Below are 16,739 nucleotides of genomic sequence, written 5' to 3' on the forward strand. Positions count from 1 at the left end.
TGAAAGCCCCGTTAAGCCTACCCTTTCCGGCTGAAACGTCTGGTCACATATTTATTGCAATCGTTAATCTTTCCGGTAATTATCAAACGCGCAGTAATTCAATTTAATATATTAAGACAGAGACGTTCCCTCCGTGAAAAAAGAATTATCGTTAATTGCTTTAAGTTTATTCGCCGCATTACCCGCCGCTGCAAGCCAGCAATCTGACAGCAAGGGTTTTATCGACGACAGTCATTTAGACCTGTTTTTACGCAATGCGTATATCAGCCGTGACTACCATCAGGGCCAGCAGGATAAAGCCGAATGGGGTCAGGGGATCATCGCCACCTTTGAATCCGGCTATACCGAAGGGCTGGTGGGCTTTGGCGTGGACGGCATCGCGCAGTACGGCGTGCGCCTGGACGGCGGTCGCGGCAAGAGCGGCGCGGGCGGTATCGACTTCTTTAAACAGGAAGACGATGGCCGGGCCAAATCCGATTTAGCGAAATTTGGCGCTACCGCCAAAATGCGGATCTCGAATACCGTGCTGAGCTACGGTAACCAGCGTCCTGAACTGCCTATCGTTAACGCCGACAGCTCCCGCCTGCTGTTTGAAAGCTACACCGGTGCCATGCTGACCTCGAAAGAGATCGACGGGCTGGAAGTGAACGCCGGTTATTTCACCGACGAGCAGCGTAAAAGCGACGACCGCCACGACAGCGGCCTGAAAAGCCTGACTTTCGGTGGCGCAAGCTACCAGTTCAACGACCAGTTCAGCGGCGCGCTATACGCCTCTCACAACGAAGAGGTGATGAACAAACAGTACCTGGGGTTGAATTACAAACAGCCGTTCAGCACCGGGCAGCAGCTGGTGCTCGACTTTAACGGCTATAACTCGCGTCTGGATCAGGGCTACGCTGACAGCCTCGACACGGGCCGCAGCAACACCATCTGGAGCCTGGCGGCAAGCTACATCTGGGATATTCACACGTTCAAAGTGGCGTATCAGCAGAGCAGCGGCAGCACAGGCTATAACTACGGCGGATATCGCGACAAGGGCGGCGTGGGCGACGGCGGTAACACCATCTGGCTCGCGAATTCCTACTGGTCTGACTTTAACGGCGAAGATGAACGTTCCTGGCAGGCATCCTACGGTCTGGACTTCGCGGGTCTCGGCCTGCCGGGCCTGAGCTGGACCACCGCCTACGTGCGCGGCGACAATATCAAGACCTCTGAAACCAGCAACGGCAAAGAGCACGAGTGGTTTAACCAGATCCAGTACCAGGTGCAGGATGGCCCGGCAAAAGATCTGAAGCTGAAACTGCGCTACTCCGTGCTGCGCGTCTCCAGCAACGCCAGCGACTATAACGTGGGCGGGGACGAGATCCGCGCTTACGTGGAATACCCGTTTAACGTGTTCTGATAAAACAAGCCGGGTGGCGGTTTCGCCTTACCCGGACTACTGTTTTCTCCCTCTCCCACGGGGAGAGGGAGAAAACAGCTAGTAAAGCGTTTTCTGCGGCGGCCCGGCAAACTTCAGCGCGCCAATCTGACCCATCCGCACTTCCACTACCGACGGCCCCGGCATCGCCAGCGCTTCCGTCATCACGGCTTCAAAATCCTCTGCCCGCTCAACGCTCCACGCCTGCAGGCCAATTGCCTGTGCCAGCAGGGTAAAGTCCGGCGTATGCAGTTCGTTATAATACTGTCGCCCGCCGAAGTACTTATCCTGAATGCCGCGCATCACGCCGTAGCCCCCGTCGTTCATGATCAGCAGCGTCACGTTAGCTTTCTCCTGCGCCAGCGTCGCCAGCTCGCCTAAATTCAGGCTCAGGCCACCGTCGCCCACCAGCCCCACCACCTTACGCTGTGGGTTGGCAATCGCGGTACCAATCGCCATTGGCAGCCCCATGCCAATCGCCCCGGCCAGAGAGTGAATGTTCATCAGCGGGCCGTTAGCCCTGAACAGGCGGCTGCCCCACAGGCTGCCGGAAACGGTGATATCGCGCACCAGCAGGCCGTCCTTCGGCAGGGCTTTTTCTATGGCGTCGTTGAGCTTCGCATAGGCGCCGCACTGCTCGCGCAGGCCCTGTTCAGCCTGCAATACCGCCTGCTGCACCTGCGCGTCCCACTGGGCGTTGCCCCACTCGCGGCCCTGCGCTTTTTCAGCCAGCGCGCCAAGCAGCGCTGAACAGTCGGCTATCAGCGTATTATCCATCAGGTAGTTACGGCTCGCCGCCGCCGGGTCGATATCTATCTGCACCCTCGGAGACGGCAACTCCAGCGTCCAGGAGCGGGTTTCGTTACTGCGCAGGCGAGAACCGGCCACCAGCGTAAAATCACACTGCTCAATCAGCGCCTCAACCGACGGCGAGTTGTGGAACGCGCGCAGGCTGGCACGATGGCCGTCCGGCAGCACGCCGCGTGCGTGGGTGCTGGAGATCACCGTCACGCCCGCATCCGCCAGCTTTTTCACCGCGTCGGCGCTTCCCAGCGCCCCGCCGCCCAGCCACAGCAGCGGCTGTTTAGCCTGCCTGAGCTGCGCCCATAAAGCATCCACCATCGCGGGATCCACAGCTGCAACCGAAGCCGGTTTCACCGGTGCGGTCACCAGAGACAGAGGAATTTTAGCCCCCTGAATATCAATCGGAATTTCCACAGAGACCGGCCCGCACGGCGGCGTCTGCGCCTCCTGAATGGCTTTATGCAGGATGGCTATCGCCTGGCTGGCATTGCTGATGCGGTACGCCCGTTTTGAACTGGCCTTCAGGAAGGTCAGCTGGTCGCGGGTCTCGTGGATAAACCCGGTGTCAGCGTCCAGCCAGGCCTTTTCAACCTGTCCGGTTAAATGCAGCAGCGGCGTGCAGGCGTTCATCGCCTCCACCAGCGCGCCTACCGCGTTCCCCGCCCCCGCGCCGGTGCTGGTCAGCGCCACGCCGAGGCCGGAAAACCGCCCGTGGGCGTCGGCCATGGTGACGGAACCCGCCTCGCCGCGCGCGGGCACGAAGCGGATTTTGCCCCGCTGCCCCACCGCGTCCGCGATCGGCAGGTTGTGAATGGAGATGACGCCGTAGATGGCCTCAACCTGATACTGCTCCAGCGTTCTGGCGATGGCGTCGCCGACGGTTATCATTTCGCTCATTGCTCACCCTTTCTCAGTCGCACCAGTGGTTGACGCTGTTACCCGTCGCCAGATAAATGCTCTTTTGCTGCATCCAGGCTTTCAGCCCCTGAATGCCCTTTTCGCGGCCCAGACCGCTCTCTTTAAAGCCCCCGAACGGGGTCGAAATCGCAAAAACTTTGTAGGTGTTGATCCACACCGTACCGGCCTCCAGCTGCTCGCTCAGGCGCAGCGCCCGCCCGGTGTCGCGGGTCCAGATCCCTGCCGCCAGGCCGTAAACCGAGTCGTTCGCCTCGCGGATCAACGCCGCTTCATCGCGAAACGGCATCGCCACCAGCACCGGGCCGAAGATCTCCTCCTGGCAGGCGCGGGCGCCGTTCGTCAGCCCTTCGATAATGGTCGGCTGGAAGAAGCTGCCGTTTGCGAGCGCGGGATCTGCCGGGATCTCCCCGCCGCACAGCACCCGGCCCCCCTCGCGCTTCGCCAGCTCGACGTATTCCTGCACGCTCTGGCGATGTTTCTCATTGATCAGCGGCCCAACGTGAACGCCGTCGGTGAAGGGATGCCCTACGCGCAGCCCGCGAGTTAATTCCAGCAGCCGCGCCATCAGCGGCGCGTACAGGCTTTCGTGGATAAACAGCCGGGACCCGGCGATGCACGCCTGCCCTGCTGAGCTGAAAATGCCGTAGCAGATCCCGCGCGCGGCCTGCTCAACGTCGGCATCCTCCAGCACGATGGTCGGGGATTTACCGCCCAGCTCCAGCGACGCCGGAATAAGCTTTTCCGCCGCCACGTGCGCCAGATGGCGGCCCGTATTGGTGCCGCCGGTAAAGGAAATTTTTCGCACGCGGGTATGGCGCGCCAGCGCGTCGCCAATCACCGAGCCTTTGCCCGGCAGCACGCTCAGAAGCCCGGCGGGCAGCCCGGCCTGTTCAAAAATGCGCGCCAGCTCCAGCGCCATCAGCGGCGTGGCTTCGGCAGGCTTGAGGATCACCGCGTTCCCGGCGGCGATGGCCGGGGCGACCTTCTGCATCTCGCTGGCAATGGGCGAGTTCCACGGCGTGATGGCCGCTACCACGCCGAGCGGCTCATAGCGGCTTAGCGTCAGCAGATCCGGCTGGCGCGGCGTGGGCAGCTCCCCTTCCAGCAGCTCGCAGGCGGCGGCGAAGTAGCGCGCCGTTCCCGCCGCGCTCATCACCAGCCCGCGCGCCTCCGCCAGCGGCTTGCCGTTATCCCGGCTCTGCATCTGCGCCAGCTCGTCAGCGCGGGACTCAATCAGATCCGCCACCTTGTGCAGGATCTTCGCCCGCACGTGCGGCAGGCTGTTGCGCCAGGCGGGATCGAGCCACGCGCGCTCGCCGGCCTCAATCGCGTCGTGCAGATCGTCAAGGTTTGCCGCGGTCAGCGTCGCATTGAGCGACCCGTCAGCCGGGAAGTGGCTCTGCATCGGGTTACCGCCGCCGCGTCGCCACTGGCCGCCGATAAAAATCTTCAGATCGTCCATCGTCACTCCTCAGCTCAGGGCCAGCTCGCGGCAGGCGCGCACCGCGCTGAGTGCCGCCAGGGTGGAGGTTTTAGGGTTAGACGCCAGCGGCAGCCCGCTCAGCTCCAGATGGAATTCGCCAAACAGCCCTTCTACGTGCAGCGTGTGGGTGTTACGTTTCGTTGCCGGGTCAACCATCAGCTGCACGCGGGTTTCATCCATCCCGACGCCGCCGAGCGCCACGGTCGCCGCCACGTTGGCGTTCGCCGGGAACAGGCGCGCCGCCTCGCGGGCGCTGCCTTCGAAGAAGACTTTCGCTTCTGACACTGCGTTAAGGTCGATAAGCTGCTCGGCGTAGCTGCCGCGCCAGCTGGCCGGGCTTTTGCGTGACTGATAGGTGACGCGCTCAAGCCCGCCCTCCTTCGCCGCCGCCAGCCCGTCGATGCCGGCGACCGCCCCGGAAAGCAGCGTCAGCTTTCCGCCCGCCGCGAGCAGGCGCTGCTCCAGCGCGCTGTCCGCCAGCGCGCCGGTGGAAATAACCGCCAGATGCCAGCCGCGGCGCAGAATCGCTTCGCCGTACTGCGCAACCGCCTGCTGGCTGGCGCACTCCAGCACCAGATCGGGCGTTTGTGCGCACGCCATCGGCGAGGTCAGCGCCTCGACCGCATCCCCAAACTGGTCGCGAATGGCGGCATGGTGAGACGCGCGCGCCACGATCCAGCCGATAGCCACGCCGGCGGGCAGACGCTCAATCACCGCCTGCGCCATGGCGCCATAACCAATCAACATTACCTTTTTCATGATGCGTCCTTACAGATGACGGCAAAAGCCGCCGGAAACGTCCAGCGCCGCGCCGGTGGTAAACGAGGCCAGCGGCGAGGCGAGGAACAGCAGCGCCTGCGCGGGCTCCTGCGGCTTGCCGAGGCGCGCCATCGGTATGCCGCGCTTGCGCGCGATCTCCGCCGTCCACTCCGGCCAGCTCTGGCTTTTATCCGCCCGGCTTTCAAAGCGGCGCTGCCACTGGCCGGACTCGACCATACCGAGCAGTATGGAATTGACGCGAATCCCTTTGCCTACCAGCTCTTTCGAGAGCGTCAGCGTCATGTTCAGCAACGCGGCGCGGGCTGCCGACGTGGCGATCATGTGCTCTTCCGGCTGAAGCGCCAGCAGGGAGTTCACGCAGGTGATGGAGGCGATATCGGACCTTTCCAGCAGCGGCTGAAACGCCTGCACCGGATTAATGACGCCAAACAGTTTAAGTTCGGCTTCGTGCAGCCACGCCTCGCGCGGCGTGTCATGGAAGTGCGCCACGTAGCCCTGACCGGCGTTGTTGATCAGCATATCCGCCGCGCCAAAGCGCGCCTGCACCGCATCCGCGAAGGCCTGCACCTCGTCGGCGTTCAGCACGTCGCAGCGGTATGAGAAAATCTCCCCGTCGGGATAGTCGTTTTGCAGCGTCGCATGGGCGCTGGCGAGCCGGTCCGGGTCGCGGCCACAGAAGGCGACTCTCGCCCCTTCGCCCAGCAGCAGGCGCAGCGTTTCAAAGCCAATGCCGGACGAACCGCCGGTAACGACCGCTACGCGGCCGTCAATGTGTGCATTCATCGCGCACCTCTTCGTTAATGCGTAAAAGCTGTTGATTAAAAAACGCGTCGTTATCGAGATAGCTCGCGTGTCCGGCCTGCGGAATCGCGGTAAACGGCATGCCGTAGCGCAGCGCCAGCCCCTGTACCAGCTCGGGCTGCGTGATCGCGTCCTGCTCGCCGCACCAGACTTCAAATTGACCGGCGTAACGCTTAAGCCAGCCGTGAATGTCGTCATGCGCCAGCATCCACGCGGCAGCGAGGTAGCCTTCGGGGCGCAGCCTGCGCATGCCCGCCGCGACGGTGGCGATATCGTCCGGGCGCGCGCCGGGGCGCAGCAGCTTCGCGGCGCGGGTCTGCGCGAGAATGTCGCCACCGAGCGCCATCTGCTGCTCACGATTACGCCAGACCTGCTCTCGCTGCGCCGGCGCGGCATTACCGTAGCCCTGCGCGGCGTCCGCCAGCACCAGATGAATAACGCGTTCAGGGAACTTCGCCGCAAACGCGCTGGCCACCAGCGCCCCCAGGGAATGGCCCACCAGTACCGCCTGCCAGACGCCTGCGCGGTCGAGCATCGCCGCCAGCGCGTCGGCGTAATCTCCGGCGTTCGCCCGCTCAACCGCCAGCATCGGGCTTTCGCCGTAACCGGGCATGTCCCACGCCAGCACGCGAAAACCGTTCAGCGTCATCTGCTTATGCCAGGACGCAGCGCCAGAGCTGATCCCGTGCAGCAGCATCAGCGGGATGCCGCTTCCCTGTTCACGAAAACCCGTCATGTCGCCCCCTTAGTTCCGCTTCACTTTTGAGAGCGGATGATCGGAGGGATAGGTCGGGATTTCCGGCTTATTGGTTCCCAGCATGACGCACATCAGCGCCTCTTCTTCCCCGTGGTTAAACAGGCCGCGATAGATGCCCGGCGGGACGGAGATCAGGTCACGCTCGCGCAGCACGGTTTCGGTGTAGTTGTCGCCGTCCTGGATCATCAGCGTGATCTGCCCTTTGAGCATGAAGAACACCTCCTCCACGTCGTCGTGCAGGTGCAGCGGCCCTTCGCACTTCGACGGCAGCACCATGGTGGAGAAGGTAAAATGGTCCGCCTGCACGGTATTGGTGTCGTTCGCCACGCCGGTTGCCCCGGTGCCGATGTAGCGCATCTGCGCCCGGCGGTATTTCGGGTCAAAATCGGCCTGGAACTTCAGCGCGTTCCAGTCGTATTTACGGCCTTCGAAGCGCGCGATGCGCGACTCGACCCACTCTTCCATCGTCAGGTGGTCAGGTTTGATGCCTGTTTTGTTGGTTACGGTTGAATCAGTCATGACACTCTCCTCAGTAACGTCTCAGCAGCGGCAGTAACAGGACGCAGCCCACCGCCGCCATCACCGCCAGAAAAATCAGCCCGGAATCCATGCTGTGGGTGAAGGCAATAAGCGCGCCCATCACCGCCGGCGACAGCGCGCCCGCAAAGTTTCCCAGCCCGTTGAAGATGCCGCCCGCCGTGGCGCTCACCCGGGGATGGGTGGCCTTCGCCAGCAGGGCGAAAATGTTGGGGGCGCCGGTGCCCCACATAAAGGTGCTGAAGCTCATCGCCGCGATGATGGCAAGCGGGGTATCAAGGTGCATCACCGCCGCCAGCCCGACGGCTGCCCCTGCCATCGAGATAAAGCAGGCCGCCGCGCGCTTATCGACCCGGTCAGAGAGCCACGCGCCAATCACCTCTCCCGCCAGCATGGCGATGAACGGCATCGACGACAGCCAGCCCGCGTGCTCCAGGTGGATGCCTTTGCCCTTAATTAAGTAGCCAGGCAGCCAGCCGTTGATGCCCCACAGGTAGGTCAGGAACGCGATGTTAAAGATGCAGATGATCCAGAAGTGCGGACTGACAAACAGCTCGCGCCGCGCCGCGCGCCGCTCGTCCCGGGACGCCTGCGAGGTACCGGGTTTTGCCTCCAGCCGGATCCCGCGCAGGCCAACGCGCACAAAGATAAGCACCGGCACGGTCAGCATCGCCATCACAAAGAAGGTGCTCTGCCAGCCGAAGGTGTTCAGCAGCCAGAGGGAGAGCGGGAAGCCAATCGCCGCGCCGACCGGCGTGCCCAGCAGCCACAGCATGGTGGCACGCGCCTGCAGATGCTGCGGGAAGTTGTGGCGCACGATGGCGAAAGCCAGCGGGAACAGCGGCCCTTCCGCCACGCCCAGCAGGATGCGCAGAACGATCATCAGCGTGTAGTTATGGGTAAAGCCCATCGCCACCATCAGCACGCACCAGATCGCCATCATCCCGGTGAGCAGGCGCAGCGGCGCGATTTTGTCGCCTAAACCGCTCAAAAATACCGACGAAAAACCGTAGCTCAGCAGGAAGGCGCTCATCAGAATGCCGAGGCGCGTGGTGTCAAAATCGATGCCCATCGCCTGCTGGAAATGGCCGTCGGAAAAGAGCGCCGCGATGCTGATTTTGTCGAAAAAGGCCAGCAGCACGCAGGCCAGCAGCGACAGCGGGATGGCCCAGCGCACCGCTTTTTCAGGCGTGCGGGTTCCCTCACCGCTCGCCTCGACGGGCGCGGTGTTGGTCTCTAATGTAGTCATGTCTCCCCCTACGGGTGCGGGTTAGCTATCGCAATGACATCAGTGAAAAAGCCGGGTCGGCGAGCGGTACGTCCGACAGGTCCCGCCCCGCCGCCATCCAGCGCTTCGCCAGCTTGACGGTGCGCGCATCGTTGAACGCCACCAGCTGCGTTAGCCGACCGTTGTCGTCCAGCGAGAAGTACAGCGCCTCTTCACGCACTATCGTTCGGCTGCCCGGCTGCGGAATGCCGAGGATCTGGATGTTGTGCTGATATTGATCCGACCACAGCCACGGCGCGTCGTCGTAGCCTGGCGCATCGGGGTTAAGCATGGCTTTCGCCGTCGCCACCGCCTGATTCTGGGCGAAGGCCCAGGACTGAATGCACAGGCCGTAGTGATGGTGCTGCGCCACATCTCCGGCGGCGAAGATGAATGGATCCGACGTCCGCCCCTGGGCATCCACCACGATCCCCCGCTCGGTGCAAAGTCCCGCATCGCGCGCCAGTTCCAGATTGAGATCGACACCGATCCCCACCACCACCGTGTCAAAGGTTTCGCGCTGGCCGTCGCAGTGGATGACCGGCAGGCCGTTATCGTCCTCCAGCTCCAGCGCGCCGCAGCCGGTACGGATTTCCACCCCCTGCTCGCAGTGGATGGCCTCTAAGCGCTGCGACACCTCGCCGCTCACCGAGCGCATGCACAGCGCGGGCTGCTGCTCGAACAGCGTGACCGCTACGCCGCTTTTGCGCGCGGAAGCGGCAATCTCAAGACCGATCCAGCCGCCGCCGACAATCGCCAGTTTTTTACTTTCCGCCAGACGCGCCTTCAGGCGCTGCGCATCCTGCCAGTGGCGCAGAGTGTAGACCTGCGGATGCGCCGCCCACGCCGGTGAAGGCAGGCGCGCCCTCCCGCCGGTGGCCATTAGAAGAATGTTGTAACTAAGGCGTTCGCCGTTGCTTAAACGCACGGTTTTCGCTTCACGATCGACTGACTCAGCACGCAGCGGGCGGTACCAGGTCAGGTTCAGCGCCTGCTGTGCTTCTTCGCTAAACAGCCGCGGGAGCGCCGCGTCCGGCTCCAGCAGAGACGCTTTCGACAGCGGCGGACGTTCGTAGAAATCCCACTCCTCTTCCGCCACCACGCAGATCTCGCCGTCGAAGCCCTCGTCGCGCAGGGTTTTCGCCGCCCAGCCGCCCGCCTGACCGCCGCCGATAATGACAATGCGCGACGTCATACCGCCTCCGGCTTTTTCTGCTGACGGCGGGTGTCGTGGTCAATCCCTCCCTCCACCGCCCATTCGGTAAAGGAGACCAGGGAGTGCTCCAGCTCGCGCGGCTGCCAGTTTTCCGTCAGATAGTCGTCGTTGGTGTAATACTCAAACGCGCCGCCGGTCGGGCTATTGACGTACCAGAAATAGGCCGACGACACCGGATGGCGGCCCGGCCCGATAAAAGTGCTCCATTCATTTTTATTCATCGCGATACCGCCGCCGATCACCTCGTGGATGTCGCGCACGGTGAAGGCCACGTGGTTGAGGCCGCGCTTGCGGTTCGGCAGTTGCAGCAGGAACAGGTTGTGATGTCCGCCGCGCGCCCCGCAGCGCAGGAACACGGCGCGGTTGATGTAGCGGTCCGAAACCTGGAAGCCGAGCACCTCGCGGTAGAATTTTTCCACCGCCGCCAGCTCCTCCACGAAGAACACCACGTGCCCGACGTTGATCGGCTGCGCGCGATCGTAAACCGGGCTGGGCGTGTCGATGCGGCGGGCGTCGCCCCACTGGTTGATCGGCTCAACGTTCAGCTCCACGTCGGTCTGCTGGCTGACCTGCACGCGCAGGGTCATGCCGTTCGGATCGAGGCATTCCAGCGCGTCGCCCACTTCGCGAAAGCCGGGCTGCTGCGCAAGCTTCGGGCGCAGCGCGTCGAGATCGGACTGTGCGGCCACCGCCCAGGTCATGCGGCGCAGGGTGTTGCCCGCTTCAAACGCCAGCGGCAGGTCGGGACTGTCGATGGGGTTCAGCTCCACGCGCGCGCCGCTCAGGGTGGTAAAACGCTGGCCGCTGGCATCGCCCGTCAGGCCAAAATCACGCATAAATTTGGCGCAGTGCGTCAGGTCTTCCACGCCAAATTCCAGCTTTTCAATTCCGGTTACACTCATCGTTCGTTGCCTCATCTGGCCCAAATTGGGCGTAAAACATGCCCGACGCAGTCAAGCGCCTGACGTTAACTCACTGATTTAGCTGGCCTGTGACAAATAGCCTAAGAAGCCAGAAATTTTATCCGCCGCGAGGCGAACCTCGTTTTGCAGCCGCTCACGGTCGGTCTGCGGGATCTCTTCCGACGGCACCAGAATGCTGACCACCGCCGCCACGCGTCCGCTTCGGTCATACACCGGATAGACGATGGAGGAGATGCCGTGGCGGAAGAAGGATTCGCCGATGACATACCCGCGGGCTTTGTCCTGCTGCACCATCTGCCACAGGGCTTCGCGGTCGTGAAGCTGCCCCGGCGTGTTGCCCGGCAGGCGCTCGTGCGGGAACAACTGTTCAAAATCGGCGCGGGAAATATCGGTCAGCAACATGCGGCCCAGCGAGGTGCAGTGCACCGGCAGGCGGGTGCCAATGCTGACCTGATTGATGCGCGACCCGGCGGCGCTGACGCGGGCGATGTAGATAATGTCGCGCCCGTCGCGGATCGCCAGATGGCTGCTGCACTGGCTCACGTCGCGCAGCTGCTCGATCACCGGCTGGCCGACCTGCGCCACGTCCAGCGAGGCGATGTACTCAAAGCCGAGACGCAGCACGTTCATGCCCAGCGAAAAGGTATTGGTGCGCGCGTTGCGCTCCAGAAAGCCCATGTACTCCAGCGTCTGCACCACGCGATAGGCGGTCGCCTTCGGCATATCCACCAGCCGGTGCAGCTCGGCAAAGGTCAGATCGCGATGCTGCTCGCCAAAGGCCAACAGCAGCTGTAAACCGCGCTCCAGCCCCGGCACCAGATACTTCACTTCCTGATCGTTTGCCATAATCGCTACACCTTAGTTAAAGACAAAACCGCCGTTGACCGGGATCAGCTGCCCGGTGATAAACCGCGACAGATCGCTTAACAGCCAGACCACGCTGCCGGTGACGTCTTCCGGCTGCTGCGCGCCGGTTAACGCGCGGCCATTCTCGTAGAGCTGATGGCGCTCGGCCGGAACATATTCGGTCGCCTCGACGCGGGTTAACCCCGGCGCGATGGCATTAATGCGTATACGCTTTTCACCCAGTTCGCGTGCCATTGAGCGGGTCATGGCAATCACGGCGCCCTTACTGGCGACGTAGGCCATCAGGCGCGGCGCGCCCCACAGCGCGGTGTCGGACGCAACGTTCACGATACCCGCGCCCTCGCGCAGCAGCGGCACCGCAGCGCGCGTCACCAGCCAGGTGCCTTTGACGTTAACGCTCATCACCCGATCCCAGAGATCCGGATCGTAATCGAGCATATTTTTGCCGCCGACGCCCGTCGCCATCGCCGCGTTGTTCACCAGGCCATCAATCTGACCCTGCTCGCCAATCGCGCTGAACACCTGCTCAATGGACTGTGGATCGGCCAGATCGATAACGTGCGGTTCGATCGCATAGCCCCGCTCGCTCAGGGCGTGGGCGCTCTCGGCCAGCTCGCCCTTGAGGATGTCGCACATCACCACCGCTGCGCCCTGCTCCGCGCAGGCTTTGGCAAAGTGAAAGCCCAGCCCGCGCGCGGCGCCGGTTATGACGATGCGTTTGCCGCTCAGCAGCCCGTTCATCAGGCGGCTCCCTGCTGTTCTTCGCGCATCGCCAGCTGCTCTTTGGCGGCCTTTTGCATCATGCGGCGCAGGCGCGAGAGGCCGACGTCGTGCTGATACAGGTATTCATGGTCGCGGGCGTTTGGCGCCAGGCTTTCCAGCACCACGCGGTCCTGCTCCAGCACTTCCCAGTGCAGTTTTTCCAGACGGTTGCGGTACATGAAGCGCCACATGTCGCGCTGCCAGCCCTGCACCCGGCGAATGCGCCAGAAGAAGACGCGGCAGTTGTCGTTATCTTCCGGCACCACCATGCCGACGATAAAGAAGTGGCCGCCCGGCCCGAAGCGCTTCTTGTACGGAATGGAGAGGCGCATCCAGCAGGTGCCGCTGTTGCCCAGCTCCACCCAGTCAAAGTTGACGCCGCTCTGCCCTTTCTTCTCGAAGATAAAGCCGGTTTTGGTCGGCTGGAGCACCATGTCAGCCTTGCGGTCCCCTTCCGCCATTGAGTGCGACGAGGAGTGCAGATAGGTGCCGTGCATCGGGTCCATCACGTTTTCCAGCGCGTACTGGTAATTGCATTTCCACGCGGCGGTGCAGAGGAAATTGCTGAAGCTGTCCGTATCGGCGAGCTCGTCCGGGAAGATCAGCTCGTCCGGCTGCTGGTCCGCGGTGACGCCAAACCACAGGAAGATTGCGCCGTGCGCCTCCTGCACGTTGTAGCTGCGCACGCACTGCTGGCCGACCAGCGGGCATTTGTCCACGGCGGGCACGTCTTTCACCTCGCCGTTGCCCGCGACCTCCACGCCGTGATACCAGCAGGCAATGCGGTCGCCAAGGTTCCAGCCCATCGACAGGCGTGCGCCGCGGTGCGGACAGCGGTCCTCCAGCGCCTGCACCTGGCCGTCTTTGTTGCGCCAGACCACAATCTGTTCGCCCAGGCGGGTAATGCCCACCGGTGCAGACTGCACCTCCCAGCTCGCCAGCACCGGATACCAGAGGCCGCGCAGACCTTTATCGAGGTAGTGTTGTACGGTAGTCGTCATCGCGTTGCCCTCAGTAGCCGTTAACCTGTAAGAATGCCTGGAAGCTGGCCTCGCTCCACGGCTCGCCCTGCTGATCGTGCATGCGCACCGCGTTCAGCCCGTTCACCAGCTCCGGTAAGGTTTCAACCCCCTGCTCGAAGAGATCTTCCAGCGTGGCGATGAGGTTCACTTCCCAGCTTTCCGGCTCGCGGCTGCGGGTCTGCCAGATAAGGTTCTGGTAATCACCCGGCTTATGGATCGCACCGTTACCGCCCTCAGCCGGGGGGGCAAACTGACGGCTTTCCGGCAGCGCCGGGTTGTAGTTCAGGGTGTCGCTCATGCCACGGTCTCCTAGACGAAGGTAATCTGAATCTGGTTTTCAAAAATCCGAACCGGGTAGCGGTTGAGGTTGCGCCCGCCGGGGCCGTGCAGGCACTGGCCGGTTTTGACGTCGAATACCGCCTCGTGCAGCGGGCATTCCACCTTGCCGTCCTCCACGAAGCCCTGGCTCAGCAGGGCATAGGCGTGGGGGCATACGTCTTCCAGCGCGTAATATTCACCGTCAATCAAATACACGCCGATCTCTTTACCGTCGACGTTGCCGCTAAAAGGGAAATCTTCCTGTACTTGTTCTGCGTCACATACGCCTATCCAGCTCATCACGATCCTCCAGGCTTTTGTTTCATATATGAAACTCTGTTTCTTATTTAATACGGTCAATATAAAAGCGATGAATGTTTCGTCAAGCCGCAATGTGACGAATTTGTTAATCAAACGGTAATTAATTAACTAAGTGTGCAAAGGATCACGAAAAAATGCAGCGATATGAAATTTTCATTATTTCGGTGTGAAAGAATACGATTTATCGATGGCCTTAAATTTTAATAAACAGTGATTGACTTCTTTTCTTTTTGTTCCTTAAAAATAAAAGAAGTGAAAAACAGGGTGTTTCACCTGTGAAACTTAATTTTATTTTTTCTTTAATAAACAATGAGTTTCACAGGTGAACCATTTTACCCACGTGATAATCACGCGCATAAAAATAGAAATAAGCAAAAACATAAGGCAGGCGTTATGACGGCAAGATGGCAAGGCACAGTGGCATTGTTATTACTGATTATTATTTCCTACGTTGACCGGGTGAATATTTCTGTCATGATTTTAAACCCGGAATTTGCTCAGCATTTTCAGCTAAATGAAAACAGAATGTTACATGGAATGCTTATGACCTGTTTTCTGCTGGGTTATGGATTTTCAGCTTTATTATTAACTCCGGTTATTGAAAGCAAACTCCATTATCGACAGGGATTATTGAGCAGCATAGCGATGTGGGCAGCGGTATGCGCCATTTCACCGCTGCTCGGATCGCTGATGGGCATGCTCGTCGCGCGCACGATCCTGGGGATCGCTGAGGGGCCGCTCTTTTCGCTGAAAACGCGCTTCATCAGCGATCACTTTAGCGCGCAAGAGATCGGCAAACCCAACGCCGTGACCGCGCTGGGCGTCTCGCTCGGGCTGGCCGTGGGCTTTCCGCTGGTAACGTGGCTGATGGCGCATCTCGGCTGGGCCGGATCGTTTTATGCCCTGGCGGCACTGAATCTGGTGCTGGGCGGCGGCCTTGTCTGGCGCTTCCTGCCCGCGCCGCGGAGTACGGTGAAGATGAAAAAACCGGGCTTTACAGAGACGTTTTCGCTGGCCTGGCAAACGCCGCTGCTCGGGTGGATCCTGCTGGTGGAGATTGCCACCCTGAGCTATCTCTGGGGGAGCAGCGCCTGGCTGCCCGCGTGGCTGCGCGACGAGCATCATTTCTCGCTGCACGCCACGGGCATACTTGCGGCCATTCCCTTCCTGCTGAGTCTGGGCTCGAAGTTCCTCGGTGGGGTGCTGCTCGACAAAATGCGTCCGGAACAGGCGCCAATGCTGTTTGTGGTGGGCGGCGCGCTGACGGCGCTGTCCGTGATCGCGCTGATGCTCAGCCATCAGCCTGCCTGGCTGGCGCTGTTTATGCTCTCGGCGAATATCTTCTGGGGGCTACAGGGGGCGGCTATTCCGGCGGTGATCCAGCATCACGCCGCGCGGGAAGCGGTGGGCAGCGCTTACGGCATTATCAACGGGATCGGCAATATCTGCGCGGCGTTTATTCCGCTGCTGATGGGGATGGTAATGAGGTCGGTGGGGTCGGTTAGCTCAGGCTTTTCGGTGCTGGTCGTCTCGCAGGCAATCACCCTGCTTGCCGGGGGAATGTTGCTGCTGCGCATGCGTCGCGCAGCAGCAATCAGCGCGTAAGGCTTATTCGCCTTTTTTCGCGGCCTGGATGTAGAGCATTTCCAGCGCCAGGGTCGCCGCGGCAAGCGCGGTGATCTCGGACTGGTCATAGGCTGGCGCCACTTCTACCACGTCCATACCAACGATGTTCAGATCCTTCAGGCCACGCACCAGCTTGATGGCGCGGTCTGACGTCAGGCCGCCAATCACCGGCGTACCAGTACCCGGTGCAAACGCCGGATCCAGGCAGTCGATATCGAAGGTCAGGTATACAGGCATATCGCCGACGATCTGCTTAACCTGAGCCAGAATATCGTCCACGCCGCGATCGTTCACCTGGCCGGCGTCCAGCACGGTGAAACCGTTGTCTTTGTCGAACTCGGTACGGATGCCGATCTGCACGGAGTGGTTCGGATCGATCAGGCCTTCTTTCGGCGCGGTGTAGAACATGGTGCCGTGGTCGAACTCGCAGCCGTTCGCGTAGGTGTCGGTATGCGCATCGAAGTGCACCAGCGCCATTTTACCGAAGTGCTTCGCGTGGGCGCGCAGCAGCGGCAGAGTGACAAAGTGGTCACCGCCGAAGGAGAGCATGCGCTTACCGGCCGCCAGCAGTTTCTCTGCGTGCGCCTGCAATTTTTCGCTCATTTCGCGCGCGTCGCCGAAGGCGTACACCAGGTCACCGCAGTCCACCACGTTCAGGCGCTCGCGCATGTCGAAGTTCCACGGGAAGCGGTTGTGCTCCCAGGCCAGGTTGGTGGAAACCTGACGGATTGCCGCCGGGCCGTGACGTCCACCCGCACGACCGGAGGTTGCCATGTCGAACGGCACGCCGGTGATCACCCAGTCCGCATCGCTGTCGTACGGCTGGAAGTTCATTGGAAGGCGTAAAAAACCAAACGCGTTAGATACCAGAGAGTTATCGTACTGATGACCTAAAGTGCTCATGTCCTGACCTCTTT

At 61.5% G+C, this 16,739-nt stretch carries 17 protein-coding genes; 2 read left to right on the plus strand and 15 right to left on the minus strand.

What is annotated here, in order from left to right; all coding sequences use genetic code 11:
* The first annotated feature begins 133 nt into the window (after positions 1 to 133).
* Positions 134 to 1,402 carry an OprD family outer membrane porin gene (locus IB212_RS18955; RefSeq protein ID WP_041908343.1) on the plus strand — a complete coding sequence of 423 codons (1,269 nt, stop codon included), beginning with the start codon at positions 134 to 136 and terminating at the stop codon, positions 1,400 to 1,402.
* Positions 1,403 to 1,480: 78 nt separating this feature from the next.
* Here the strand turns inward: IB212_RS18955 and IB212_RS18960 are convergent, their stop codons facing one another.
* The 14 genes from IB212_RS18960 to IB212_RS19025 all read right to left on the minus strand — a co-directional run bounded on the left by IB212_RS18960 (position 1,481) and on the right by IB212_RS19025 (position 14,175).
* Positions 1,481 to 3,121, minus strand: a complete 1,641-nt coding sequence (locus IB212_RS18960) for a thiamine pyrophosphate-binding protein (protein ID WP_041908342.1) — start codon at positions 3,119 to 3,121, stop codon at positions 1,481 to 1,483.
* 13 nt (positions 3,122 to 3,134) lie between these two features.
* A complete protein-coding gene (locus IB212_RS18965) occupies positions 3,135 to 4,604 on the minus strand; it encodes an aldehyde dehydrogenase (protein ID WP_041908341.1) in 1,470 nt (489 codons plus the stop codon).
* 9 nt (positions 4,605 to 4,613) lie between these two features.
* Positions 4,614 to 5,384 carry an aspartate dehydrogenase gene (locus tag IB212_RS18970; RefSeq protein WP_041908340.1) on the minus strand — a complete coding sequence of 257 codons (771 nt, stop codon included), beginning with the start codon at positions 5,382 to 5,384 and terminating at the stop codon, positions 4,614 to 4,616.
* A gap of 9 nt (positions 5,385 to 5,393) precedes the next feature.
* Complete coding sequence (locus IB212_RS18975; RefSeq protein ID WP_041908339.1) at positions 5,394 to 6,188, minus strand: SDR family oxidoreductase; 795 nt, start codon at positions 6,186 to 6,188, stop codon at positions 5,394 to 5,396.
* Positions 6,172 to 6,942 carry an alpha/beta fold hydrolase gene (locus IB212_RS18980; RefSeq protein WP_041908338.1) on the minus strand — a complete coding sequence of 257 codons (771 nt, stop codon included), beginning with the start codon at positions 6,940 to 6,942 and terminating at the stop codon, positions 6,172 to 6,174. The genes IB212_RS18975 and IB212_RS18980 overlap by 17 nt, the downstream gene beginning before the upstream one ends.
* A gap of 9 nt (positions 6,943 to 6,951) precedes the next feature.
* On the minus strand, positions 6,952 to 7,482 hold the full coding sequence (locus IB212_RS18985) for a cupin domain-containing protein (protein ID WP_017382915.1): 531 nt from the start codon (positions 7,480 to 7,482) through the stop codon (positions 6,952 to 6,954).
* A 10-nt stretch (positions 7,483 to 7,492) separates the two neighbouring features.
* Positions 7,493 to 8,749, minus strand: a complete 1,257-nt coding sequence (locus IB212_RS18990) for an MFS transporter (protein WP_041908337.1) — start codon at positions 8,747 to 8,749, stop codon at positions 7,493 to 7,495.
* A gap of 25 nt (positions 8,750 to 8,774) precedes the next feature.
* A complete protein-coding gene (locus tag IB212_RS18995) occupies positions 8,775 to 9,962 on the minus strand; it encodes an NAD(P)/FAD-dependent oxidoreductase (RefSeq protein ID WP_041908336.1) in 1,188 nt (395 codons plus the stop codon).
* Positions 9,959 to 10,885, minus strand: a complete 927-nt coding sequence (locus tag IB212_RS19000; RefSeq protein ID WP_041908335.1) for a VOC family protein — start codon at positions 10,883 to 10,885, stop codon at positions 9,959 to 9,961. Before IB212_RS19000 ends, IB212_RS18995 begins: the two co-directional genes overlap by 4 nt.
* A 78-nt stretch (positions 10,886 to 10,963) precedes the next feature.
* Entirely contained in the window at positions 10,964 to 11,752 is a 789-nt protein-coding gene (locus IB212_RS19005; protein ID WP_041908334.1) for an IclR family transcriptional regulator, read from the minus strand.
* 12 nt (positions 11,753 to 11,764) lie between these two features.
* Positions 11,765 to 12,514, minus strand: coding sequence for an SDR family oxidoreductase (locus IB212_RS19010; RefSeq protein ID WP_003860050.1), 750 nt, complete (start codon positions 12,512 to 12,514; stop codon positions 11,765 to 11,767).
* Positions 12,514 to 13,536, minus strand: coding sequence for an aromatic ring-hydroxylating dioxygenase subunit alpha (locus tag IB212_RS19015; protein ID WP_041908333.1), 1,023 nt, complete (start codon positions 13,534 to 13,536; stop codon positions 12,514 to 12,516). Before IB212_RS19015 ends, IB212_RS19010 begins: the two co-directional genes overlap by 1 nt.
* 10 nt (positions 13,537 to 13,546) lie before the next feature.
* A complete protein-coding gene (locus IB212_RS19020) occupies positions 13,547 to 13,855 on the minus strand; it encodes a recombinase-like helix-turn-helix domain-containing protein (protein ID WP_028014353.1) in 309 nt (102 codons plus the stop codon).
* 11 nt (positions 13,856 to 13,866) lie between these two features.
* Positions 13,867 to 14,175 (minus strand): non-heme iron oxygenase ferredoxin subunit, encoded by a 309-nt coding sequence (locus tag IB212_RS19025; protein WP_188245983.1) that lies wholly within the window; start codon positions 14,173 to 14,175, stop codon positions 13,867 to 13,869.
* 414 nt (positions 14,176 to 14,589) lie between these two features.
* On the opposite strand from IB212_RS19025, the gene IB212_RS19030 reads away from it, so the two are divergent.
* Positions 14,590 to 15,801, plus strand: coding sequence for an MFS transporter (locus tag IB212_RS19030; RefSeq protein ID WP_041908331.1), 1,212 nt, complete (start codon positions 14,590 to 14,592; stop codon positions 15,799 to 15,801).
* A gap of 3 nt (positions 15,802 to 15,804) precedes the next feature.
* Here IB212_RS19030 and speB read toward each other — a convergent pair whose 3' ends face one another.
* Positions 15,805 to 16,725 carry an agmatinase gene (gene speB / locus IB212_RS19035; RefSeq protein WP_017382921.1) on the minus strand — a complete coding sequence of 307 codons (921 nt, stop codon included), beginning with the start codon at positions 16,723 to 16,725 and terminating at the stop codon, positions 15,805 to 15,807.
* Positions 16,726 to 16,739: the final 14 nt, after the last annotated feature.

Source organism: Enterobacter sp. E12, from assembly GCF_014596715.2.
Lineage (GTDB): Bacteria > Pseudomonadota > Gammaproteobacteria > Enterobacterales > Enterobacteriaceae > Enterobacter > Enterobacter bugandensis.